The 25,517-nt window shown below is 30.5% G+C and carries 22 protein-coding genes; 14 read left to right on the forward strand and 8 right to left on the reverse strand.

Annotated elements, in window-relative coordinates; genetic code table 11:
* Positions 1-24 precede the first annotated feature (24 nt).
* The 7 genes from ACTTBE_RS06265 to lpdA are packed head-to-tail and all read left to right on the forward strand — an operon-like array spanning position 25 to position 10,194.
* Positions 25-1,518 (forward strand): CoA-acylating methylmalonate-semialdehyde dehydrogenase, encoded by a 1,494-nt coding sequence (locus ACTTBE_RS06265; RefSeq protein ID WP_440677617.1) that lies wholly within the window; start codon positions 25-27, stop codon positions 1,516-1,518.
* A gap of 10 nt (positions 1,519-1,528) precedes the next feature.
* Positions 1,529-2,491: a malate dehydrogenase gene (gene mdh / locus ACTTBE_RS06270; RefSeq protein WP_440635423.1), complete on the forward strand. Its 963-nt coding sequence runs from the start codon at positions 1,529-1,531 to the stop codon at positions 2,489-2,491.
* 2 nt (positions 2,492-2,493) lie between these two features.
* Positions 2,494-3,654, forward strand: a complete 1,161-nt coding sequence (gene sucC, locus ACTTBE_RS06275; RefSeq protein WP_440677618.1) for an ADP-forming succinate--CoA ligase subunit beta — start codon at positions 2,494-2,496, stop codon at positions 3,652-3,654.
* Positions 3,655-4,530 carry a succinate--CoA ligase subunit alpha gene (sucD, locus tag ACTTBE_RS06280; protein ID WP_075506079.1) on the forward strand — a complete coding sequence of 292 codons (876 nt, stop codon included), beginning with the start codon at positions 3,655-3,657 and terminating at the stop codon, positions 4,528-4,530.
* Positions 4,531-4,566: 36 nt separating this feature from the next.
* A complete protein-coding gene (locus tag ACTTBE_RS06285; protein ID WP_440677619.1) occupies positions 4,567-7,485 on the forward strand; it encodes a 2-oxoglutarate dehydrogenase E1 component in 2,919 nt (972 codons plus the stop codon).
* A 6-nt stretch (positions 7,486-7,491) separates the two neighbouring features.
* Positions 7,492-8,793: a 2-oxoglutarate dehydrogenase complex dihydrolipoyllysine-residue succinyltransferase gene (gene odhB, locus ACTTBE_RS06290; protein WP_262589891.1), complete on the forward strand. Its 1,302-nt coding sequence runs from the start codon at positions 7,492-7,494 to the stop codon at positions 8,791-8,793.
* Positions 8,794-10,194: a dihydrolipoyl dehydrogenase gene (lpdA, locus tag ACTTBE_RS06295; RefSeq protein WP_440677620.1), complete on the forward strand. Its 1,401-nt coding sequence runs from the start codon at positions 8,794-8,796 to the stop codon at positions 10,192-10,194. It begins immediately after the preceding gene.
* Here the strand turns inward: lpdA and ACTTBE_RS06300 are convergent.
* Positions 10,191-10,886: a class I SAM-dependent methyltransferase gene (locus ACTTBE_RS06300; protein ID WP_440677621.1), complete on the reverse strand. Its 696-nt coding sequence runs from the start codon at positions 10,884-10,886 to the stop codon at positions 10,191-10,193. The genes lpdA and ACTTBE_RS06300 overlap by 4 nt on opposite strands.
* A gap of 42 nt (positions 10,887-10,928) precedes the next feature.
* Here ACTTBE_RS06300 and ACTTBE_RS06305 point away from each other — a divergent pair, with 42 nt between their 5' ends.
* The 7 genes from ACTTBE_RS06305 to atpC all read left to right on the forward strand — a co-directional run bounded on the left by ACTTBE_RS06305 (position 10,929) and on the right by atpC (position 19,678).
* Positions 10,929-12,785 carry a hypothetical protein gene (locus tag ACTTBE_RS06305; protein ID WP_440677622.1) on the forward strand — a complete coding sequence of 619 codons (1,857 nt, stop codon included), beginning with the start codon at positions 10,929-10,931 and terminating at the stop codon, positions 12,783-12,785.
* A gap of 43 nt (positions 12,786-12,828) precedes the next feature.
* Positions 12,829-14,784, forward strand: coding sequence for a replication restart helicase PriA (gene priA / locus ACTTBE_RS06310; protein ID WP_440677623.1), 1,956 nt, complete (start codon positions 12,829-12,831; stop codon positions 14,782-14,784).
* A 108-nt stretch (positions 14,785-14,892) separates the two neighbouring features.
* A complete protein-coding gene (gene atpH, locus ACTTBE_RS06315) occupies positions 14,893-15,450 on the forward strand; it encodes an ATP synthase F1 subunit delta (protein WP_440677624.1) in 558 nt (185 codons plus the stop codon).
* Positions 15,451-16,986, forward strand: a complete 1,536-nt coding sequence (atpA, locus tag ACTTBE_RS06320) for a F0F1 ATP synthase subunit alpha (RefSeq protein WP_440677625.1) — start codon at positions 15,451-15,453, stop codon at positions 16,984-16,986.
* A 6-nt stretch (positions 16,987-16,992) separates the two neighbouring features.
* On the forward strand, positions 16,993-17,865 hold the full coding sequence (locus ACTTBE_RS06325; protein ID WP_440677626.1) for a F0F1 ATP synthase subunit gamma: 873 nt from the start codon (positions 16,993-16,995) through the stop codon (positions 17,863-17,865).
* 2 nt (positions 17,866-17,867) lie between these two features.
* Positions 17,868-19,286, forward strand: a complete 1,419-nt coding sequence (gene atpD, locus ACTTBE_RS06330; protein ID WP_262589885.1) for a F0F1 ATP synthase subunit beta — start codon at positions 17,868-17,870, stop codon at positions 19,284-19,286.
* Complete coding sequence (gene atpC, locus ACTTBE_RS06335) at positions 19,286-19,678, forward strand: ATP synthase F1 subunit epsilon (protein WP_440633077.1); 393 nt, start codon at positions 19,286-19,288, stop codon at positions 19,676-19,678. The genes atpD and atpC overlap by 1 nt, the downstream gene beginning before the upstream one ends.
* Here atpC and ACTTBE_RS06340 read toward each other — a convergent pair.
* The 7 genes from ACTTBE_RS06340 to cgtA are packed head-to-tail and all read right to left on the reverse strand — an operon-like array spanning position 19,671 to position 25,503.
* Positions 19,671-20,147 carry an RNA pyrophosphohydrolase gene (locus ACTTBE_RS06340; protein WP_440677627.1) on the reverse strand — a complete coding sequence of 159 codons (477 nt, stop codon included), beginning with the start codon at positions 20,145-20,147 and terminating at the stop codon, positions 19,671-19,673. The genes atpC and ACTTBE_RS06340 overlap by 8 nt on opposite strands.
* A gap of 1 nt (position 20,148) precedes the next feature.
* Positions 20,149-21,285 (reverse strand): S41 family peptidase, encoded by a 1,137-nt coding sequence (locus ACTTBE_RS06345; protein ID WP_440653134.1) that lies wholly within the window; start codon positions 21,283-21,285, stop codon positions 20,149-20,151.
* Entirely contained in the window at positions 21,282-21,632 is a 351-nt protein-coding gene (gene rsfS, locus ACTTBE_RS06350; RefSeq protein ID WP_440677628.1) for a ribosome silencing factor, read from the reverse strand. Before rsfS ends, ACTTBE_RS06345 begins: the two co-directional genes overlap by 4 nt.
* A gap of 17 nt (positions 21,633-21,649) precedes the next feature.
* On the reverse strand, positions 21,650-22,177 hold the full coding sequence (nadD, locus tag ACTTBE_RS06355) for a nicotinate (nicotinamide) nucleotide adenylyltransferase (protein WP_440677871.1): 528 nt from the start codon (positions 22,175-22,177) through the stop codon (positions 21,650-21,652).
* Positions 22,173-23,423, reverse strand: a complete 1,251-nt coding sequence (locus ACTTBE_RS06360) for a glutamate-5-semialdehyde dehydrogenase (protein ID WP_440677629.1) — start codon at positions 23,421-23,423, stop codon at positions 22,173-22,175. Before ACTTBE_RS06360 ends, nadD begins: the two co-directional genes overlap by 5 nt.
* Positions 23,424-24,530, reverse strand: a complete 1,107-nt coding sequence (gene proB, locus ACTTBE_RS06365) for a glutamate 5-kinase (protein ID WP_440634806.1) — start codon at positions 24,528-24,530, stop codon at positions 23,424-23,426. It lies immediately after the preceding gene.
* The gene (gene cgtA, locus ACTTBE_RS06370) at positions 24,520-25,503 is read right to left on the reverse strand and encodes an Obg family GTPase CgtA (protein ID WP_262589877.1); all 984 of its coding nucleotides are present in this window, start codon (positions 25,501-25,503) and stop codon (positions 24,520-24,522) included. The genes proB and cgtA overlap by 11 nt, the downstream gene beginning before the upstream one ends.
* Between the last annotated feature and the right edge of the window lie 14 nt (positions 25,504-25,517).

The following is a 25,517-nucleotide window of genomic DNA, read 5'->3' on the forward strand; positions in this document are numbered from 1 at the left end:
TTTTTGATTTAAAAGACCGTATTCATGAAATTAATAGAGCACTTCGTTAATGGAAAAATAATTCCAGGTTCATCTGATAGAAAAGGAAAAGTATTCAATCCTGCAACTGGAGAACAGGAGTCCGAGGTAAGACTCGCAAGTAAATCTGATTTAGATCAAGCTGTAGAAGCAGCCAAAAAAGCATTTGAAACTTGGTCTGCAAAACCTCCTTTACAAAGAGCAAGGATAATATTTAAATTTAAGGAATTAATAGAAAAAAATTCTGATGAGTTAACAAAGCTAATAGTATCAGAACATGGAAAAGTTTTTGAGGATGCTAGAGGATCTTTAACAAGAGGGCTTGAGGTAGTTGAGTTTGCTTGTGGAATTCCTCATTTGTTAAAAGGTGAATATTCAGAAAATGTTGGAACAAATGTTGACAGTTGGTCAATGAGACAACCTCTGGGGGTGGTAGCTGGAATTACTCCATTTAATTTTCCAGCAATGGTACCAATGTGGATGTTTCCAATAGCAATTGCTTGTGGAAATACATTTATATTAAAACCTTCAGAAAAAGATCCTTCATGTCCACTTAGATTAGCAGAGTTACTTAGTGAAGCTGGATTGCCTGAGGGAGTATTTAACGTAGTTAATGGTGATAAAGAAGCTGTTGATGCAATTTTAGAAAATAAAGATATTAAAGCTGTAAGCTTTGTCGGATCCACTCCAATTGCAAAATATATCTACGAAAATTCAGCTAAAAATGAAAAAAGAGTACAAGCACTTGGAGGTGCAAAAAATCACTTAGTAGTCATGCCAGATTGTGATTTGGATGGTGCAGTAAATGGATTGATGGGTGCAGCTTACGGATCTGCAGGTGAGAGATGTATGGCTCAATCTGTTGCTGTTGCTGTTGGAGATATTGGTGATGAACTAGTTTCAAGACTTTCAAAAAAAGCAGAGGCCTTAAAAGTAGGACCTGGTATGGATAAAACTTCAGAGATGGGACCTCTGGTTACAAAAGAACATTTAGAAAAAGTAAAAAGTTATGTTGATTTAGGAGTTCAAGAAGGTGCTAAATTAGTTGTCGATGGAAGAAACTTAAAACTCCAAGGTTATGAAAACGGATTTTATATAGGTGGTTGTTTATTTGATCACGTTAATAAAGACATGAGAATTTATAAAGAAGAAATTTTTGGTCCAGTTCTATCTGTAGTTAGAGTTAAAACTTTTGAAGAGGCTGCAAAACTAATCAATGATCATGAATACGGAAACGGAGTAAGTATTTATACTAGAGATGGTGATGCAGGCAGAACATTTGCTAGTAAAATTCAAGTAGGAATGGTTGGTATCAATGTTCCAATTCCAGTTCCTATGGCCTTTCATAGTTTTGGTGGTTGGAAAAGATCATTATTTGGAGATAGTGGCATGCATGGCATGGAAGGAATAAAATTTTATACTAAACTTAAAACTGTAACATCACGATGGCCTTCAGGTGTGCGTACAAACGCAGAATTTGTAATGCCAACAATGAAATAAGAGGAAATAAATGAAAAAAATATCTTTAATTGGCGCAGGCCAAATAGGTGGAACATTAGCACATTTAATCGGAATAAAGGAGCTTGTTGATGAAGTTGTTTTATTTGACGTTGCAAGTGGAATAGCTAAAGGAAAGGCTTTAGATATAGCTCAATCATCATCTGTTGATGGATTTAATGTAAAATTGTCAGGTACAGACGATTATAAAGATATTAAAGATTCTGATGTTATTATAATTACAGCAGGAGTTCCTAGAAAGCCAGGAATGAGTAGAGATGATCTTCTTGGTATAAATTTAAAAATTATTAAGCAGGTAGCTCAAGGAGTAAAAGAAAACGCTCCAAACGCCTTCGTAATTTGTATCACCAACCCTTTAGACGTAATGGTTATGGCTTTTCAAAAGTTTTCAGGTTTGCCAGCAAATAAAGTTGTCGGCATGGCAGGAATTTTAGATAGCTCAAGATTTAAACTATTTTTATCATTAGAGTTTGGTGTGCCTGTGAGAGAGATTGAAGCAATGGTTATGGGTGGTCATGGAGATACTATGGTTCCAATGCCAAGATTTACAAAAGTATCTGGCAAACCTTTATTGGATCTTGTGAAAGAGGGAAAGATTTCTCAAGAGAGAGTTGAAGAAATTAATCAAAGAACTAGAGACGGTGGAGCAGAAATCGTTAAGTATTTAGAAAAAGGTTCTGCTTTTTATGCACCTGCAGCATCGGGAGTTCAAATGGCTGAATCATATTTAAAAGATGAAAAAAAATTATTACCTTGCGCAGTACAGTTAAATGGTGAGTACGGAGTAGAAAATGTTTATGCTGGAGTACCAGTTGTAATTGGTAAGGATGGAGTTGAGAAAATTGAAGTAGTGGATTTAGATGAAAAAGAGAATAAAGAGTTTATGCACTCTATTGATGCTGTAAAAGCTCTTTGGGAAGCTGCCTCTAAAATAGATCCAGATCTTTCAAAATAATAATGAATATTCACGAGCACCAAGCGAAAGAAATTTTAAAGAAATATGGAGCAATAGTTCCAGCAGGATTTTTTTCAACAAATGTTGATGACTTGATTGAAAAAGCAAAAAATTTAAAAACTGAAAAGTATGTTTTAAAGGCTCAAATTCATGCTGGTGGTAGAGGTAAAGCTGGAGGAGTTAAAATTCTTAATACACTTGAGGAATTAAAAAATTCAGCAAATGAGTTGCTTGGAAAAACACTTGTAACTCATCAAACTGGACCAGAAGGAAGAGAAGTTAAGCGATTATATGTTGAAGAATCCTCTAATATAGAAAAAGAATTCTATTTATCATGTTTAGTTGATAGAGCGAGCTCAAAGATCGCATTTATTTCAAGTGACCAAGGTGGAATGGATATTGAAGAAGTAGCAAGCTCAAATCCAGAAAAAATTATTACAACTAAAGTTGATATAGCTGAAGAAATATCAGATGCAGATTGTGAGTCAGTAATTAAAATTTTTGATTTAAACAGTGATGCAAAAGATCAAGCAATTTTACTAATCAAATCGATTTATAAAATGTTTATTAGTACAGATGCTAATATGGTTGAGGTAAATCCTTTAATTTTAACAAAAGAGGGAATGATTGTTTGTTTAGATGCGAAAGTTAATTTCGACTCTAATGCATTATTTAGACACCCTGAAATTTTAGAATTAAGAGATCTAAATGAAGAAGATCCAACTGAGATTGAAGCTAGCAAACATGATTTAGCTTATATCAAGTTAGATGGAAGTATTGGATGTATGGTTAATGGTGCAGGGTTAGCAATGGCAACTATGGATATAATCAAATTATATGGTAAAGAGCCAGCTAATTTCTTAGATGTAGGAGGTGGAGCCTCAAAAGAAAAAGTTTCTGCAGCATTTAAAATTATTCTTTCAGATAAAAATGTGAAGGGAATTTTGATAAATATTTTTGGGGGAATAATGAGATGTGATGTGCTTGCACAAGGAGTAGTGGACGCTGCAAAAGAAATTAATATTAGTGTACCTTTAGTAGTTCGACTTGCAGGGACAAATTTTAAAGAAGGAAAAGAAATTTTAGATAATTCAGGTTTAAAATTAATTTCAGCAGAGAACTTAGATGATGCTGCTAAGAAAATTGTTGAGGCTATTAAATAAATGTCAGTTTTAGTTAATAAAGAAACTAAAGTAATTTGTCAGGGTTTTACAGGTGCACATGGAACTTTCCATTCAGAGCAAGCAATAAAATATGGAACAAATTTAGTAGGAGGTGTTACTCCTAAAAAAGGAGGTCAAAAGCATTTAGACAGACCTGTATTTAATTCTGTAGCTGAAGCTAAAGATGCAGTTGGGGCAGATGCCACTATGATTTATGTGCCTGCAAAATTTGCTGCCGCAGCAATTATAGAAGCTATCGATGCATCTGTTGAATTGATCGTTTGCATTACTGAAGGTATCCCAATTCAAGATATGCTTAAGGTTAGAAAAAAATTAGATGGGTCTAATAGCAGACTTATAGGTCCAAATTGTCCAGGAATTATAACTCCTGATGAATGTAAAATTGGAATTATGCCTGGTAATATTCATAAAAGAGGTTCAGTTGGAATTGTATCTAGATCTGGAACTTTAACCTATGAAGCAGTTGCTCAAACAACTGAAAATGGATTAGGGCAATCAACATGCATTGGAATTGGAGGAGATCCAATAAATGGTACAAATTTCATAGATTGTTTAGATCTATTTTTAAATGATGAAGAGACACAATCAATTTTAATGATTGGCGAGATAGGGGGCTCTGCAGAGGAAGAAGCGGCAGAATTTTTGAAAAACCATAAAATTAAAAAACCAACAGTTGGATTTATAGCTGGAATTACTGCGCCACCAGGTAGAAGAATGGGGCACGCAGGTGCAATTATTTCTGGAGGCAAAGGTGGTGCAGAAGATAAAATAAAAAAAATGGAAGAATGTGGAATTACAGTCGCAAAATCACCATCAATAATTGGTAAAACTTTATTTGATAAACTGTCTAATTGAAAAATATTTTTTAGAGGGATATATTAAATAAAAAAGATGTCATCATCAAAAAATCTCGATTTCGAAAAAAATTCATTTTTACATAAATCAAATAGTGCATTTATTGAACAAATGTACTTAAAATTCATCAACAAAGATAAAGATCTCCCTGAAAGTTGGTTAAATTATTTTGAAGGAATTGGTGATGAAATAAAAGTTATTGCTAATGAAATAAATGGACCATCATGGGGACCAGAAAAAACAAAAATAAATATTGATGAGCTTCAAAAGAAAATAGATGAAAATGAAATTACTAATTTAAATAATGAAAAAATAGATACTTCAGAAAAATTTAATTTTCAATTACTTGCAGACTCTAACAAAGATTCAATAAGTGCTGTTGCGTTAATCAGAGCCTACAGATTAAGGGGGCATTTGCTAGCTGATCTTGATCCTTTGGGAATGAGAGAGTCTGAATATTTAGATGAACTTCATCCAGAGTTTTATGGTTTTAAGAAAGAAAACTATGAAAGAAAAATTTTCTTAAATGGCGTGATTAATAAAAAGTATGCCAATATTAAAGAAATTTTAAAATTTATGAAAAAAACCTATTGTGGAAAAATAGGTTATGAGTTTATGCATATTTCTAATCCCGACGAAAGAAAATGGTTTAGAGATAGAATTGAGCAAGACGATAAAGCTCTTCAGTTTACTAAAAATGGTAAGGAAGCAATTCTAAATAAATTAGTTCAGGCAGAAGGTTTTGAAAAATTTTTAGCAACCAAGTATGTTGGTACAAAAAGATTTGGATTAGATGGAGGAGAAAGTTTAATTCCTGCACTTGAACAAATAATTAAAATTGGTGGTCAACAACAAATTAAAGAGGTTAAAATTGGAATGTCTCATAGAGGCAGATTAAATGTTTTGGCTAACGTTTTACAAAAATCTTATAAAAGAATATTTAATGAATTTGCTGGTGAATATAGTGATGACTCTGAGGATAGTGCTGGAGATGTAAAATATCATCTTGGTGCATCTTCTGACAGACAATTTGATGGAAATTCTGTTCATGTTAGTTTGACAGATAATCCATCTCACCTTGAAGCAGTAAATCCTGTCGTTTTAGGACAAACTAGAGCAAAACAATTTTTTCATAAAGATAAAGAAAGAAACAAAGTTATCCCAATACTAATTCATGGTGATGCAGCATTTGCTGGACAGGGCGTGGTAGCAGAATGTTTTGCTATGTCAGGTCTACCAGGACATAACACTGGTGGAACTATTCATATAATTGTAAATAATCAAATTGGTTTTACAACGAGTCCTCGATTTGCAAGATCGTCACCTTATCCTTCTGATGTTGCAAAAATGGTTGAGGCTCCAATTTTACATGTTAATGGAGACGATCCAGAGGCAGTTGTTTATGCTACCAGAATAGCTACAGAATTCAGATTAAAATTTAATAGAGACGTTGTAGTAGATTTAATTTGTTACAGAAGGTTTGGTCATAATGAGGGAGATGAGCCATCGTTTACTCAGCCATTGATGTATCAAAAAATTAAATCTCACCCAAGTGTATATAAAATTTATGGGAATAAACTGGTTAATGAAAAATCAATTACTCAAGAATTATTAAATCAAAATGTTAAATCATTTAAAGATTTATTAGATGATCAATATAAAAGTGCAAAAGACTACAAGCCTAAAATAGAATGGTTTGAGGGTACATGGTCAAGATATAAACCTGAGAAAGGAAAAGATAAAAGAGGAATATCAGGTTTTGATGAGGAGAAATTAAAAATAATTTCAAAAAAAATAAATACAGTACCATCAGAAAAAAATATTCATAAAACTATTAGTAAAATATTAAATGCGAGAAGAGACTCGATTGAAAAAGGAGTGGGAATTGATTGGTCTTCAGCAGAAGCTCTTGCGTTTGGATCTTTGTTAGTTGAAGGATATCCAGTTCGTTTAGTTGGACAAGACTCCGGTAGAGGAACTTTTAGTCAAAGACATTCTGTACTAAGAAATCAAATTGATAATTCGAGATATATTCCATTAAATAATATTGTCAAAGGTCAAAAACAATTTGAAGTAGTAGATAGTTTTTTATCTGAACTTGCAGTTTTAGGTTTCGAATATGGTTACAGTTTAGTTGAACCAAACACTCTAACGATTTGGGAAGCTCAATTTGGAGATTTTGCAAATGGAGCTCAAGTTGTGATTGATCAGTTTATAGCATCAGGTGAGAGAAAATGGAATAGAGCATCAGGCCTTGTAATGTTGTTACCTCATGGATACGAAGGTCAAGGCCCTGAACATTCATCTGCTAGATTAGAAAGATTTTTACAGTTATGTTCAAACGACAATATGCAAGTTATGAATTGTACAACTCCAGCCAATTATTATCATGCATTAAGACGTCAAATGCATAGAGATTTTAGAAAACCACTAATTATAATGACTCCAAAGTCATTACTCAGAAATAAATACTGTGTTTCTAACTTAGAGGATTTTAACAAACAAAATACTTTCCATAGAGTTTTGTGGGATCATGCGATCGATCCAAAATCAAATGGTTTTATTAAACTTAAAGAAAGCTCTGAGATTAAAAAAGTTATTTTGTGCTCAGGCAAAGTTTACTTTGACTTACTTGACGCTAGAGAAAAATTAAAAAGAGATGATGTAATTATGTTTAGAATAGAACAACTTTATCCTTTCCCAGCAAAAGCTTTAGTAAACGAACTTAAACCTTATGCCAAAAATGCTGAATTTTTTTGGTGTCAAGAAGAGCCAAAGAATATGGGAGCATGGTTTTCAGTGAGAGATTATATTCAATGGACATTAGATACTTTAAAGGCTAAATATAATGAAATTTCTTATATAGGAAGAAGCCCTGATGCAACTCCAGCAACTGGATATGCAAAGAGGCATAATTCTCAGCAACAAGAAATAATTAATAAGGTGTTTGATTAAATTATAATGAGTGAAAAAATAGTAGTTCCAGTACTTGGTGAGAGTATTACAGAAGCAACGGTTGCAAAATGGTTAAAAAAAACTGGAGATGCAGTTGAAGCTGATGAACCAATTGTTGAACTTGAAACTGACAAAGTTAATTTAGAAGTCCCATCACCAATAACTGGTGTTTTAACAGAAATTAATTCACAAGATGGCTCCACAGTGGAAGTTGGGGCTTTATTAGGTTCTGTTTCAGAAAATGGTTCAGCAAAAGTGATACCAACTGAAAAAAAAGAGGAACCCAAACAAGTTGAAGAAGCTCCTCCTGAAAACAATGTAATAAAATTAGATACAAATAAAAAAGAACCAGAAATTTTTGAAGATAAAAAAACAGAAATTCAAAAACCTAAGCCCTTAGTTTTAACTGAGGAAGTAGCACCAAAACCAGCGCCAGTAATAGATAATAAAAATGATACTTTGTCTCCTGCTGTCAGAAAAATTGTTACTGAAAATAATATTGATGTTAATTCAGTTCAAGGTTCAGGAAAAAATGGTCAGGTTTTAAAAGGAGATTTAATTGGTCTAATGGGAGCAAATCCAAAACCATCAGAGAGAAAAATTCAATATGGTCAAGAAGAACGAATTAAAATGACCAGACTAAGACAGACAATTGCTAAGAGATTAAAACAAGCTCAAGAAAATGCTGCATTACTTACAACTTTTAATGAAGTTGACATGACAAATATAATGGAAATGAGAAAAGAAAATCAACAAGACTTTCAAAGTAGATATGGAATTAAATTAGGCTTCATGTCATTCTTTGTTAAAGCATGTGTAGTGGCCTTGAAACATTTCCCTGCTGTTAATGCTGAAATTGATGGCGATGAAATTATATATAAAAACTATTATAATATTAGTTTTGCTGTAGGTACGGATAAAGGTTTAGTTGTTCCAGTTTTAAGGAATGCAGATGAGCTTTCATTTGCAGATATTGAAAAAAATATCAAAGATATTTCTGAAAAGGCTAGAGATGGAAAACTAACAATTGAAGATCTACAAGGAGGAACATTTACCATCAGTAATGGTGGAGTGTATGGTTCAATGTTATCAACTCCAATTCTAAACTTACCCCAATCTGGTGTTCTAGGCATGCACAACATTGTAGAGCGACCAGTGGTAGTAGAAGGTGAAATAAAAATAAGACCTATCATGTATTTAGCTCTTTCTTATGATCACAGAATTATTGATGGTAAAGAATCTGTTTCTTTCTTAAAAATGATTAAAGAAAATCTAGAAGATCCTAGAAGATTATTTTTGGATATTTAAATGTCAGAAAAATTTCAAGCTGTAGTTATTGGAGGAGGGCCTGGTGGTTATGTTTGTGCAATTAGGCTTGCACAATTAGGTTTAAAAACAGCTTGTATAGAGTCTAGGGGTTCACTAGGAGGAACTTGCTTAAATGTTGGCTGCATACCTTCAAAAAGTTTATTAAATCTTTCTGAAGAATTTCATAAAGTAAAAAATTTATCCAATAAGGGTATCGAGATAGGTGAGGTGAAACTTAATCTTGAAAAGATGATGAAAAGCAAAGATAAAGCTGTAACAATATTGACCAAAGGTGTTGAATTTCTTTTAAAAAAAAACAAAGTTACTTATTTTAAAGGTCACGGAAGTTTTAAATCAAAAAATCAAATCTTAATTAAAGATGATAAGAATAATGAGACAATTATTGAGTCAGAAAAAACGGTAATTGCAACTGGTTCTGTGCCAGTTTCATTACCTGGAATTGATATTGATGAAAAAGTAATTGTTTCTTCTACAGGGGCCTTAAAATTAGAAAAAGTACCAAATAAAATGGTTGTGGTTGGAGGTGGCTACATTGGTTTAGAGATGGGTTCAGTTTGGTCAAGATTAGGTTCAGAAGTTCAGGTTGTAGAATTTTTAGATCATATTACACCTGGAATGGATAAAGAAATTTCATCTGAGTTTATGAAAATTTTAAAAAAACAAGGCATTAAATTTAATATGCAAAACAAAGTTGAAACAATTCAGAAAAATAGCAACGGTACAGTTGTTTCAACAGTAGATAAAGATGGCAATAAAAACAATTTTGAATGTGATGTGGTATTAATTTCAGTTGGAAGAAAGCCAAATACTGATGGATTAAATTTAGATACAGTAGGAATTGATTTAGATGAAAGAAAGAGAATAAAAACTGATAAAACTTTTAAAACAAATGTCGAAAATATTTTTGCTATTGGTGATGTAATAGTAGGACCAATGCTTGCTCATAAAGCTGAAGATGAAGGAATTGCAGTTGCTGAAAATATTGCAGGGCAATCTGGACATGTTAACTATGATACAATTCCAGGTGTTGTGTTTACAACTCCAGAAGTTGCATCTATAGGAAAAACAGAAGAACAATTAAAAGAACTCAATCAAAAATATAAAGTTGGTAAGTTTTCATTTATGGCAAATTCAAGAGCTAAAGCAATTGATGATGCCGAGGGATTTGTAAAGATATTAGCTGATGAGCAAACAGACAAAGTATTAGGAGCTCATATTATAGGTCCTCATGCAGGAGAATTAATCGCAGAAATTGGTGTCGCTATGGAATTTGGTGCAAGTTCAGAAGATATAGCAAGGACATGTCATGCACACCCAACTTTTTCAGAAGCAGTAAAAGAAGCTGCATTATCAGTAGATAAAAGAGCAATACACTCTTAATTTTTTTTTAAAACACAAATTAAAGATTTGCCAAAAAAATTAAATGTAATTCTATCTATGAACTTAGATAATGGTATTAGAAAATTCCAAATTCTTATATTATTCGTGACATTTTTAGATTTTAGGTAAAATTTAAAAATATATTTTGAAAAAAATATTAATATGAAACCAATTGAATCATAATATTCAATTTTTTGTATTTTCAATTCATGTTCTAGAGATAGTTTTATTAAGTCTTTTTTCTCAAATCTTTTAGTGTGCCCAACATCTTTATCAAATTGAGTAAAAAGGAAATTAAATGCTGGTACATTTAAAATCAATACACCATCTTTTTTTAAATATTTTAAAATTTCTTTTATTTCTAGATTGTAATTTTCTATATGTTCGATAACATCCATGTATAAGATTGCATCAAATTTTTCATTTATGTTTTTTTTGTGACTATAAACTTTTAAAGGAAATGTATCGTACTTATCTTTTATTTTATTTAATAGTTTCTCTGAAGGCTCTATAATAGATAAATCCTCTGTCTCTTTTAAATAGTAAGCAATTAATCCACCAGTGCCAGATCCAACATCAAGGATTTTTGAATTTTTTATATATTTTTTAATTTTATTAATTTGTAATTTTCTGAAGTTATATGCCTTGTCAAAATTTTCTAATTCCCAACCATCATATTGATTAATATTCATAATTTAATATTTTATAGTTAATAAAATATTAAATTCTACAAAATGTTAAAAATTATAAAAAAAAATTTTATTTACTTTCTATTATTTTTTATTTTTTTCATTTATCAAAATACTTATTTAAATTTTTTTCCAAATGAAAATGGTTTATTGGGTCATGACTTTGAATATTTTATGCCAAATTTTATATTTGGAAAAATCTGGTTTGAAAAAAATTTTTTAAATATTCCATGGTTTTCGCCAAGTTTTTGTTGCGGTATACCATTTTATCCCGATCCCCAAACAATGTTTTTTTCTATTCAGCAAATTTTTTATATTATTTTTGAACCAGTCTTTGCTACCCAAGTATTATTTTTATATTATTCATTAATTTCTTATCTTGGAATGTTTTTTCTTTTAAGAAAAAATTTCGAATTTGATAGTTATTCTTCTCTTGTTGGTTCAACTATATTTTTATTTAATGGATTTATAACATACAGACTGATTGTTGGGCATATAGGATATGCAGGTTTAGCTTTTGTACCATTGTATTGTTTTTTTTTATTATCAAGTTTAAAAAATAAAAAAAAGAATTTAAGTATAGTTCATCTTGTTCTTTCTAGTTTGACTTTAGCTTCAATAATTTATTCAGGCGCTTCTTACACAATTGTAATGATTGTAATTAGTATAATTTCTATATTGCTTATATTTAATCTAAAATTTGAAAAATTTTTCATTACTTTTCGTCATTTTTTAATATCTTCCTCGTTAGCTTTTTTAATTTCAATATCAAAGATATCTGCATCATTCTATTTTTTAAAAAATTTTAGCAGGAAACTAGAGCCTGTTTATTTCGAAAATTCTTTAAGTTACATATTACACACAATTAAATCTTTCTTTTTATTTTCAGATGCAGAATTTTTTAATAATTCTATATTATTTGATGATTCTGATGGTGCTATTGGAGTTCATGAAATTGAAGTAGGAATCTCTATAATTCCTTTATTTTGTATCCTAATTTTTCTTTTTAATTTTAAAAATTATCTAAATTTTAAATTTAATAAGTCGACTCTAGTTTCTTTAATTCTGATTTTAATAATTCCTTTTATTCTAAATGCAAATCTATTCTCAATTAACAAATTTTGGAATGATTTTCCTTTAATTGGAAACTCTTGGCTTCATATTAGATGGAATATAATTTACATAATTCCTATCATTCTCTTTTCAGTATCAATATTAAATTCGATTAAAATATCACGTAAAATCAAATATCTTTATGTATTTTTGATGTTCATAATAATTGTTCAATCAAAATTATATAATTTTTATACTGAAGAGTATTACAGTAATCAAAATTTCAATCCTCATAATATGAGAGTTTTATATTACAAAATTGAAAATAATGATGATAAAGATTTAGAAATAAAGAGTTTTGCTGCAGTCACAGATAAAAATAATGAAATAATTTTTAAATCAATGATTATCAACGAAGAAAATAAATCAATAATGATACAAAGAAATGATTATTTTAATTTAAATCTTTCATCGTTTGCATGTTACCAGCCGATATATGGTTATGAGTTGGAAACTAGACCTCAAAAGGATTTATTTTTCTCTAGAACACTGCAAATTGCGAATACTCAATTTCTACAAATTGGTGATCCACTTCATTTAGATAACGATGGTAATTACAATTTCATAAACCCATCTTGCTTACTTTTCCCAGAAAATAATGATTGTAAGATTAATAAAAATTTTAAAAAAAATAATAAAGAAAATTTAATTAATTTATTAAATTATAAACAAATGAATTTTAATAAAAATACATTTCAAACTATTTCTGATTATATTAGTTTTATGTCCTTTATGCTAAGTATTATTTTTTTGCTCTATAATTTGATATTATTTTTTAAAAAGAACTAAAAAATATAGATACACCATTAGTTTTTTTTCATATTATTAAAAAATGAAATTTCCGATTCTTTTACCAAATATTTTTAATCATCCATTTACTTACGAAAGTAGTATTGATCTTAAATTAGGAGACTACGTAGAAGTCCCTTTTGGTAAATCAAATATTACAGGTGTCGTTTGGGATGAATTTGAAAAAAATAGCAAAAAAACATTTAAAATAAAAAAAGTTTTGAGAAAGTTAGATGTGACACCCCTAAAAAAAAATACCATTAAATTTTTAAATTGGTTTTCAGATTACAATATTATTCCTAAAGGAATGGCGCTAAAGCTTATTTTATTAAGTAATCATGCGATAGAAAATAAGGAACTAAGTTCTTATAATAATTTTAAAAGTGAAATCAAAAATACGTCTATAAAATTAACAAAAGATCAAATCAAAGCTTATGAAGAAATGGAACGTACTAACCAAAATTTTAGAGTGCACGTGTTACAAGGAACAACAGGATCAGGTAAAACTCTTGTATATTTTGAGGCTTTAAAAAACCTTATAAAACAAGGATATCAGGGGTTAATTTTGTTACCTGAAATAGGTTTAACAGGTCAATTTGAAAAAAAATTTAATGAATATTTTGGTTTTAACGCAGCAGTGTGGCACTCAGGAGTTTCAAAAAAAAAGAAAGAATTAATTTGGAGCGGAATATCAAATGGAGAAGTTAAAGTAATTATAGGAGCAAGATCATCATTATTTTTACCTTTTAAAAATCTAGGTATTATAATTGTAGATGAAGAACACGATCAATCGTTTAAACAAGATGAAGGTGTAACTTATAATGCACGAGATATGGCAATCTCTAGAGCTTCATTTGAAAATATACCAGTTAATTTAGTAACAGCTGTTCCATCAATTGAAACTTTTGAAAATATTCAAAAAGGAAAATATTCCTTATCAAGACTTACAGAGAGATATAAGAATGCTTCATTACCTAATTATGAAATTATAGATCTTAATAAAACTAAACTTGAAAAACAATCATGGTTATCAGATAAAATAATTGAAAAAGTAAATTTTCACCTTGAAAGAAAAGATCAGGTTTTATTTTTTTTAAATAGAAGAGGTTTTTCACCTCATGCGTTGTGCAAAAATTGTTTAACTAGCTATTCTTGTCCAAATTGTACTATCAACCTTGTTTATCATAAAAATAAAAATAATTTATTATGCCACTATTGTGGTTTTAAAACTGATTTAAAAAGAGATTGTTCAAAAGAGGGTGAGTGTAATTTTGTATTTAGCGGACCTGGTGTAGAGAGGATATCTGAGGAAGTTAAAAAAAAATTCCCTAATAAGGAAGTTGAAATTTTCTCGAGTGATACAATGAATAAAAAAGACTCGTCAAATAAATTAGAAAGAATTATAAATAATCAAACTGAGATATTAGTTGGTACACAATTAATTTCTAAAGGATTTCATTTTCCAAGTTTAAATTGTATTGTTGTTGTTGATATTGACTTGTCATCTAATGGGAATGATTTGAGAGGTGCAGAAAAAAATTTGCAGTTATATCATCAATTATCAGGACGAGCTGGAAGAACAGGAAAACCTGCAACAGTATATTTTCAAACCTATAACAATAATAAGAATATGATTTTAGAAATTACAAATAATAATCCTGATATATTTTTAAAAAGAGAACTAGAAATTAGAAAAAAAAATAAACTTCCACCTTATCAAAGATTTATTTCCTTGATTATGACTGGTGAAAATCAAAAAAAATTAGAAAAAGAAGCTTATGAATTTAAAAAATATTTAGAAAATAATATTGAGGGAAATATACTAGGTCCAGTTGAAGCACCTATATTTAGACTAAAAAGAAATTTTAGGGTCAGATTTTTAATTAGAGGCTCAAAATCTATGAAACTACAAAATGCTATTGCAAAATCAGTTCCAAAATACAAATTTTCTAAAGGAATAAAACTTTCAGTTGATGTTGATCCAATTAACTTCAATTAGGCCCAAAAAAGAGGACTTTTTCGTTAATCAGTCACTTGAAGACATAAAGGTCATATGCTAATTAGAGCGTGATTTTTAAATAATCTTCAACATTTTAGAGGTATCAAGTTGAGCAAAGACACAGGATTTTCAATTACTTCAGCAGAAAGGTATTCACTTGCGCTTTATGAATTATCTACTGAAAGTAATGTTACATCCCAAATAGAAGAGCAGTCACTCTCAGTTCTAAAATTGCTAGAAGAAAGCCAAGATTTTTCCAATTTAATAAAAGATCCAACTACAAGCCAAGATGATTTATTAAAAGTAGTTAATACAATCTCAGAAAATTATAAATTTGATCAATTGTTAAAAAACTTCTTAAGTTTTTTAATTCAAAAAAGAAGGTTCTTTTTTGTAGAAAGAATTCTTAAAAGTTTCATCGAGATCTGTTCAGAAAAAAGAGGTGAGCTAAAAGCTGAATTAAGATCTGCTAAACAATTATCTAATGAAGAAATTAAACAAATTACGGAAGAATTAACTAAAAATTTTAGTTCAAAAATAAAATTAAACTACAAACATGATGAAAGTTTAATAGGAGGTTTAGTAGTACAGGTAGGGAGTACTATGGTTGACACCTCAATTAAAAGTAAATTACAACAAATCGAAAATAGAATGATAGAGGCATAAATGGAAATAAATCCTTCAGAAGTTACAAAAATATTAAAAGAACAAATAAAAAATTTTGGAGATAAAGCAGAGGTTACTGAGGTAGGTCAAGTTTTATCAGTTGGTGATGGTATCGCTAGAATTTACGGTCTTGACAATGTTCAGGCTGGAGAGATGGTTGAATTTTCTGATGGCTCTAAAGGTATGGCCCTAAACTTAGAGAGCGAAAATGTTGGTGTTGTAATTTTTGGTGATGACAGAAATGTTAAAGAAGGTGATGTTGTAAAAAGAACTGGAAAAATTGTTGATACGCCAGTTGGAAAAGAGTTACTAGGTAGAGTAGTAGATGGTTTGGGAAATCCAATTGATGGCAAGGGTGCATTAGATAAAAGTGTACAAAAGAGCAGAGTAGAGGTTAAGGCTCCTGGAATTATCCCTAGACAATCAGTTAATGAACCAATGCAAACAGGTTTAAAATCAATTGATAGTTTGGTTCCAATAGGAAGAGGGCAAAGGGAATTAATTATTGGTGATAGACAGACTGGAAAAACTGCTGTTGCAGTCGACGCGATCATAAATCAAAAAAAAATCAATGAATCAGGTGACGAAAAACAAAAATTATATTGTATTTATGTTGCTGTAGGTCAGAAAAGATCAACTGTTAGACAAATTCAAAAAACTTTAGAGGAAGCTGGTGCAATGGAATATACAACAATTGTTGCAGCGACAGCATCTGACTCAGCACCACTTCAGTTTTTAGCTCCGTATACTGGTTGTGCTATGGGTGAATATTTCAGAGATAATGGAATGCACGCATTGATTATTTACGATGATTTATCAAAACAAGCAGTTGCTTACAGACAAATGTCACTTTTACTTAGAAGACCTCCAGGACGTGAAGCTTATCCAGGAGATGTATTCTATTTACATAGTAGATTACTAGAAAGAGCTGCGAAATTGAGTAATGAACATGGTGGAGGATCTTTAACAGCACTTCCAATTATTGAAACTCAAGGTGGAGACGTATCTGCATTTATTCCAACAAACGTAATTTCAATTACGGATGGTCAGATTTTCTTAGAAACTGAATTATTCAACCAAGGAATACGACCTGCAATTAATGTTGGTTTATCAGTTTCAAGGGTAGGTTCATCCGCACAAACTAAGGCGATGAAAAAAGTTTCAGGATCTATGAAACTTGAGCTTGCTCAATATAGAGAAATGGCAGCATTTGCTCAATTTGGTTCAGATTTAGATGCTTCTACTCAACAGTTATTGAATAGAGGATCAAAATTAACTGAGCTTCTAAAACAAAAGCAATATTCTCCAATGACAGTTGCTGAACAAGTAATTTCGGTTTTCTGTGGTGTTAAAGGATATCTTGATGATATTGATTTAAAGGATGTCGCAGGTTTTGAAAGTAAAATCATTGAAAAATGTAAATCAGAAAAACCTGAGATTATCGAGTCGATACAAAGTTCAGGAAAAATTGAAGAGGATAAAGAAAAGTTGTTAGTTGAACTGATTACTCAATTAAAGGAAACCCTTAAATCTTAATTTGATATGGCAAGTTTAGACGACCTAAAAAAAAGAATAGCCAGTGTAAAATCTACACAAAAGATTACTAAGGCTATGAAAATGGTTGCAGCTGCAAAATTAAGAAAAGCACAAGAAAGTGCTGAAAAAGGACGACCTTATTCAGAAAAAATGAACAATGTAATTTTAAACCTTTCTAGTGGAATTTCAGATAAAGAAAATGCACCAAAGTTATTAGCTGGTACAGGAGAAGACAAAGTTCATCTTTGTGTTGTTATGACATCAGATAGAGGTCTATGTGGTGGGTTTAATTCCAACATAATTAAGAAAGCAAAAAGTTACTTTTCTAAAATTTTAGATGAGAATAAAGAGCTTAAAATTATCACTGTAGGTTCAAAGGGCAATGACCAGCTTAAGAGAATTTATGGTGATAAAATAATTGAAAATATTTCTTTTAAAGAGTCGAAAAATGCAAATTATTTTGATGCAGATAAAGTAGGAAAAATTATTATTGAAAAATTTGAAGCAGGTGAATTTGATGTTTGTACAATTTTTTTCAATAAATTTAAAAATGTAATTACACAAATCCCACAGGCTCAACAAATAATTCCTTTAAATGATGAGGGTAACGAAAATAGTTCAGATGAAAGTTACGAATTTGAACCAGATGAAGACGAAATTTTAAGCAATTTGTTGCCAAAAAATATTTCAACACAAATATTTAAGGCAATGTTAGAGAATTCAGCTAGCGAACAAGGATCCAGAATGAGTGCAATGGATAATGCAACCCGAAACGCAGGTGAAATGGTTGACAAACTTACTATCGAATATAATAGAAGTCGTCAGGCAGCAATTACTAAAGAACTAATAGAAATCATATCAGGAGCAGAAAGTTTATAATTATGAGCAAAGGAATAATCACACAAGTTATTGGAGCGGTAGTAGACGTAAAATTTGAAGGAGAATTACCGGAAATTTTAACAGCATTAGAATGTAAAAATGGTGACAATAGATTGGTTTTAGAGGTTGCTCAGCACTTAGGAGAAACAACTGTAAGAACTATTGCAATGGATGCTACTGAAGGATTAAAAAGAGGAGATGAAGTTGTAAATACGAATGCTCCTATCCAGGTACCTGTTGGACCAGAAACACTAGGTAGAATTATTAATGTAATTGGTGAGCCAATTGACGAAAGAGGTGAGGTTAAAACTAAAGAAAGCTGGCCTATTCACAGAGCTGCGCCTGAATTTAATGATCAATCAACTGAAACTGAAATATTAGTTACTGGTATTAAAGTTATCGACTTATTAGCACCATATGCCAAAGGAGGAAAAATTGGACTATTTGGAGGTGCTGGTGTTGGTAAGACAGTTTTAATTATGGAATTGATTAACAACGTTGCGAAAGCACATGGTGGATTTTCAGTTTTTGCTGGAGTTGGAGAAAGAACTAGAGAAGGAAATGATCTTTACCATGAGATGATGGAATCTGGAGTAATCAAGCAAGATGGCCCTGGTTCTAAAGCTGCATTGGTTTATGGACAAATGAACGAACCCCCAGGAGCAAGAGCAAGGGTTGCTTTAACTGGATTAACAGTTGCAGAATATTTTAGAGATCAAGAAGGACAAGACGTTTTATTCTTCGTTGATAATATTTTTAGATTTACTCAAGCTGGTTCAGAGGTATCTGCTTTATTAGGTAGAATTCCATCAGCTGTAGGATATCAGCCTACATTAGCTACTGATATGGGTAATCTTCAAGAAAGAATTACAACAACAAACAAAGGATCAATTACTTCAGTGCAAGCGATTTATGTTCCAGCTGATGACTTAACTGATCCAGCACCCGCAACATCATTTGCTCACTTGGATGCTACCACTGTACTTTCAAGGCAAATAGCTGAAATTGGTATTTATCCTGCAGTAGACCCATTAGATTCTACTTCAAGAATTTTAGATCCAAGAATAGTTGGTGATGAGCACTATAGAGTTGCGAGAGATGTACAAAGAATTTTACAATCTTATAAATCACTTCAGGATATTATTGCTATCCTTGGTATGGATGAATTATCTGAGGAAGATAAATTAGTTGTAGCAAGAGCAAGAAAGATTCAAAGATTTTTATCTCAACCATTCTTTGTTGCGGAAGTATTTACAGGTTCACCAGGAAAATTAGTTGATCTTGAATCCACAATCAAAGGATTTGATGCAATCTGTAAGGGTGAATATGATCACTTGCCAGAAGCAGCTTTTTATATGGTCGGTACAATTGAAGAGGCTATTGAAAAAGCTCAAAAAATGGAAAAAGAAGCTGCAGCTTAATGAGCGAAGAATTTAAAATTGAGATAGTAAATCCCGAAAAATCTTTTTTGGTCAAAGAAGATGTATCGGAAGTAGTAGTACCTGCTTTTGAGGGAGAAATGGGGATATTAAAAGATCACATTTCAATTATCTCATTTTTAAAACCAGGTATTATTAAAGTAAGTTCAAAATCTGGTGATGAAAATTATTACGTTGAGGATGGTATAGTAGAGTTTAAAAATAATAATTTATCTATTCTAACAAGCTCAATTTATAATTTGTCTGATATGGATAAATCTGTTCAACAGGATTTACTGAAAAAAGCTGAAGAAGAGGCAGGAAAATCAGATATTAATGATCAAGCTAAATATTTAGTAGATCAAAAAATTGAAGTTTTAAAAACTCTTAATTAAGAATTTTTTTTACTTTATCTTTAACTTCTTTGTAAACGTGTAGTTTAAAATCAACCACTAAGTCTGTGATTTTGTCTAGCTCTACCCATTTCCACTCTAAAAACTCAGGGTGTTTAGTTTTGATATTTATTTCACTATCTGACCCGACAAATTTCATTAAAAACCATTTTTGTTTTTGACCTCTGTACTTTCCTTTCCAAATCAAACCAAGTAATCTATCTGGAAGTTCATAAGTTATAGTCCCATCTAATTCTTTTATTAATTCAACATTTTTAATACTGGTCTCTTCTTCAAGTTCTCTGTAAGCAGCTTTTAAAAAATCCTCACCCTCATCTACACCGCCTTGAGGCATTTGCCAAAAATTTTTAGGGTTATCTATTCTTTTAGCAACAAATACTTTGTTCTCTTTATTTAACACAACAATTCCTACCCCACTTCTTAGTGGAAGATTATGTAAATCTTTTTTCATTTTATCCGTTGAGTAATTTAATTGCGTAATTTAGTTGATTATCAGTGTCGGTTCTTATTTTAAAATCATCACCTTCTTCATTCACTTCAATGTCTGGACGTACACCAACTTCAGATATAGATTTTCCGGATGGAAGATAATATTTTGCAACAGTTAAACGTATTGCACCTCTATTTTTAAGAGGAATAATAGATTGAACTGAACCTTTGCCATAACTGTTCTCACCTACAACAATTGCTCTTTTGTGGTCTTTTAAAGCTCCTGCAACAATTTCTGATGCTGAAGCTGATCCATAATTTATCAGTACCAATAATGTTTTTCCATCAGTTATGTCTCCTTTTTTTGCAAACCATTTTCTATTATCAGATTTTTTTCTACTTTTTGTGGAGACAATTTCACCATCTTCTAAAAAGAAATCAGATATTCTTATTGCTTGGTTTAGTAACCCACCTGGATTATTTCTTAAATCCAAAATAAACGAATTAAGATTTTTATTTTTTTTTAATTTCTTTATTTGCTTTTCTATTTGATCACCACTGTTTTCATTAAATGAAGTTAATCTAATATAGCCAATATTTTCTTCTAATAGCTCTGACTTTACTGATTGAATTTCAATTATTTCCCTAGTGATATTAAATGTTAATGCTTTTTTTTCTCCCCTTCGTCTAACTGTTAATTCTATACTTGAACCCACTGGGCCTCGCATTAAATCAACAGCTTCACTTAGAGATTTTCCTTGAACTTGAGTATCATTAATTTTCACAATGTAATCACCAGCTTTTAATCCAGCTTTTGACGCTGGTGTGTCGTCAATAGGTGAAATAACTTTAACAACTCCTGCTTCCATACTTACCTCAATTCCAAGGCCACCAAATTCACCGCTAGTTTCAGTTTGCATCTCCTCCAGAATTTCTGGAGACATATAAGATGAATAAGGGTCTAAAGATTGAAGTAAGCCATTGATAGCAGAGTCCATACTCTCAGATTGGTTGATCTCATCAATATATTCTCTATTTATTTTTTCTAAAACCTCACCAAATAAATCTATCTTTTTGTAAATATCTACTTCAGAAGAGTTTGCTGAACTCAAATAAAAAAATGATAAAAAAATAATTGAGTAATATTTAATTATTTTCATATCATTACTTTTTCTTTAGGAATAAATTCTGACCAGATTTTTTCTAATTCATAAAATTTTCTTTTCTCTGGATGAAAAATATGAACAATTAGATCTATACCGTCTACCAATTTCCATTCACCACTTTCTTTACCTTCAATTTTAGAGTCTTTAATTCCATTATCTTTAAGCTTTTCTAAAACTTGTTCAGATAAAGATTGTATATGTCTAGATGATGTACCGCTTGCTATTATCATATAATCTGCCATCGAACTTTTATCTTTAAGATCAATAGTTACTATGTCCTCAGCTTTGTTAAGATCTAATGTGGTAATTACAATTTTTTTGAGATCTGAAATTTTATCCATTAATTAAATTTAGACTATCAAATTTTTCTTAATTGAGAAGATGAAATGTTGACTTTATTAAACTCTACGAATTTGAGGGTAGTATTACTGAGAGCCTTAAATGTCTTTGATTTTAATGAGTTTTTTTTATAGCCATGTCTATCGAAAACTAAAATATTGCACTTTTGTGAAATAGATTTTGATTTATACCATTTGTGAAAATTTATTAAGTTATCTGCTCCCATTAAAAAATAGATTTCAATATTTTTATTTTTTTTCAAATGATTAATTAAATCGATTGTTTTATTTGAATTAATTTTATTTTCGTAAAATCTCACTTTTATAAATGAATTTTTACCAATAATTTTTTTACAGAATTTTATTCTTTCAGTAACTGAGGTTTTGCTCTGGTTTTTAAAAGGATTTTTTTTTGTGATTGCCCAAATAATGTTTTTAAGCTCAAATCTTTTTTTTGCTTCTTTTGAAATTGCTAGATGACCTCTGTGAGCAGGATCAAATGATCCTCCTAAAATTCCTATTTTTGTCTTATTTGATTTCAAATTAATTTCTTATTTTACCGTTACTTGTAATTTGATATTTGTATGAAACAAGTTGATTAAGTCCTACAGGCCCTCTTGGTGGTAGTACATTGGTAGAAATTCCAACTTCTCCTCCGAACCCAAATTCACCTCCATCTGCAAATTGAGTTGAAGTGTTATGCATAGCAATAGAGCTTTTGACTTCTTTTAAAAATTGATTAGCTGTTTTTTTGTTTTTTGTAATTATTGAGTCTGTATGCATTGTTCCATACTTATTAATATGACTTATAGCTTCATTGAGGTTGTTTACTATTTTAACAGAAATTGCTGAGCTTAAATATTCTGTAGACCAATCTTTTTCAGTAGCTTTAAAAATTTTACCTTTATAAAATTTAGCCAAAGTCTTTTCTCCATAAATTTTACAACCATTTTTTTCTAAATTACCCAGGATTGTATTGCTAAATTTTTTAACAATATTTTTATGTAGAATAATGGTTTCGGTCGCCCCACATATGCTGGTGTTTCTTAATTTTGCGTTAGTAACAACTCTATTTGCCATCTTTAATTCAGCGTCTTTGTCGACATATGTATGACAAATACCCTCAAGATGACCAATTATAGGAACCTTAGAAAGTTCTTGAACTTTTCTTACAAGATTTTTTCCACCACGTGGGATTATAACATCAATATATTCTTTCATTTTGGAAAGCATTACATCAACCATCTTTCTGTTTTTAGAGTCTATAAATTGTATAAAGTTTTCATCTACTTTATTTTTTTTGAGCGCTTTTCTAAAAAGTTTTGATAAAATTCTATTTGAATTAATTGCCTCAGAACCTCCTCTTAAGATTACTGCATTACCTGATTTGAAACATAAACCCGCAACATCTGATGTAACATTTGGCCTACTTTCATAAATTACACCAATAACTCCTATTGGAATTGATACTCTACTAATATTTAATCCATTAGGTCTTTTCCACTTTTCTAGAACATGATTAATGGGATCTTTAAATTTAATAATACTAATAATAGAATTTCTGATGTCGTTTATTTTTTTCTCATTTAAATGAAGTCTATTAATTAAATTTTCTTTTAATCCTATTTTTTTTGCGTAATTAATATCTTTAGTATTTTCTTTAATTATTAAACCTTTGTTTTCGTTAAGCATTTTAGCATAGTAGGCTAAAACACTATTTTTAACTTTTGTGTCTATTTTATATTGACTTGCTTTTCTTGCTCTTTTACCGATTAAATTCATATAATTATTCATTTATACTTCTACCATATCATCTTTATGAATAACTTCAGATTTTGCAACATACCCAAGTAATTTTTGAATTTCATTTGAATGGTGTCCCATAATTTTTTTTACTTCATCAGAAGAAAAAGAACTTAAACCCCTAGCACATTCATTATTTTTTTTATCTAAAACTTTTATATGATCACCTTTGTTAAATCTTCCTGATACATTTTTAATACCTGCGGCTAGTAAACTTTTTCCAAGCTTTAACGCTTTTTTGGCTCCATCATCAATTACAATATTTCCTTTAGGTGCAATTGAGCTAATTATCCATTTTTTTCTAGCATGAAGTTTAGAGACCTTTGGGCTGAACCATGTACAATTATTTTTTTCAATAATTTTTGAAATAGGATTTGAATACAGTCCGTTTGCAATAATCATACTGCTGCCAGCTAATTGACAAATTTTAGCAGCTTCAATTTTTGTTTGCATTCCTCCACTTCCATATTCATTAATTCCTTTGATATTAATTTCTTTTAAGTCTTTGTTTATATCATTTACTATTTTTATTAGTTTAGCGTCTTTATTTATTTTTGGATTTTTTGTAAAAAGGCCATCTACATCTGAAAGTAAAATTAATGTATCGGCGTTTGTAATTTGAGCTACTCTAGATGCCAATCTATCATTATCTCCATATTTTATTTCAGTTGTTGCAATTGTATCATTCTCATTAACAACTGGGATAAATCCAAGTTCGAATAAATTTTCGAATGTTCTTTTGGCATTTAAGGATCTTCTTCGTTCCTCCGTATCTTCTAGAGTTAACAAAATTTGTGAAATATTTAATTTGAATTTTGAGAAGGTCTGAGAGAATAAATTCATTAGTTCAATTTGGCCAATAGAGGCAATTGCTTGACTTTTATCTAACTTAATATTTTTTTTGTTAAAATTCATTTTTTTACATCCAAGAGCGATAGCACCTGAACTAACAATGACTATTTTTTGATTTTTATCTTTTAGTTTTTTGATGTCCCTCGCAAAGCTTGAAAGCCATTTTTTTCTAATTTTTTTATTTTCATCAACTAATAAAGATGAACCAATTTTAATAACAATAATTTTCGAGTTTTTAAGATACATAGGATAATAATTTTGCCTTAATTTTTGAAACCGACTCTTTATTTAAAGTTGTCATAGTCATTATTTCACAATTTTTATCTTTAGAGAAATCATCAATTACATCTTTAGCTGTGTCTTCATCAATTAAATCTATTTTGTTAAACACAATTAACTCTCTCTTTTCAAGCATTTTAGAACTGTAATTTTTAAGTTCATTTTTAACCTGATCATAAGATTCCTTAAGATCAAGATTAGTAATATCAATTAAATGTAATAAAGATTTGCATCTTTCTATATGTTTTAAAAACTGTATCCCAAGTCCAACACCTTCATGGGCACCTTCTACTAATCCTGGTATATCGGCTATTGTGATTTCTTTATCATCATAGCTAGCAACACCTAAGTTAGGATTAAGTGTTGTAAATTTATAATTAGCAATTTTAGGATTTGCGTTTGTAAGTGCTGCCAACAAACTTGATTTTCCTGCGTTAGGTAATCCGATAATTCCGATATCAGCTATTGTTTTAAGTTGTAACCAAATTGTAAACTCTTCTCCCAAAGTTCCTTTCGTAAATTTTCTTGGAGCTCTGTTTGTAGAACTTTTAAATCTAGTATTTCCCAAACCACCTTTGCCACCATTAGCTGCAATGTACTCTTCTCCTTTTTTGTTAAAATCAAACAATAGAGTTTTGTTATCTTCTTCAAATACCTGGGTTCCAAGAGGAACTTTTAAAACCAAATCATCACCACTTTTACCTGTTCGATTTTGACCAGAACCATTCTCTCCACGCTGAGCTTTATGATGTTGTTGATATCTGTAATCAATTAAAGTGTTTAAGTTTTCTTCTGATTTTAAAATGATAGAGCCACCCCTGCCTCCATCACCTCCATCAGGTCCTCCAAATTCAACATACTTTTCTCTTCTAAAACTTGGTGAACCGTCACCGCCGTTTCCAGCCTTAATATAAATTTTAACTTGATCGAGAAATTTCATAATACAACATTTTC

The organism is Candidatus Pelagibacter sp. HIMB1587, assembly GCF_052047775.1.
Lineage (GTDB): Bacteria > Pseudomonadota > Alphaproteobacteria > Pelagibacterales > Pelagibacteraceae > Pelagibacter.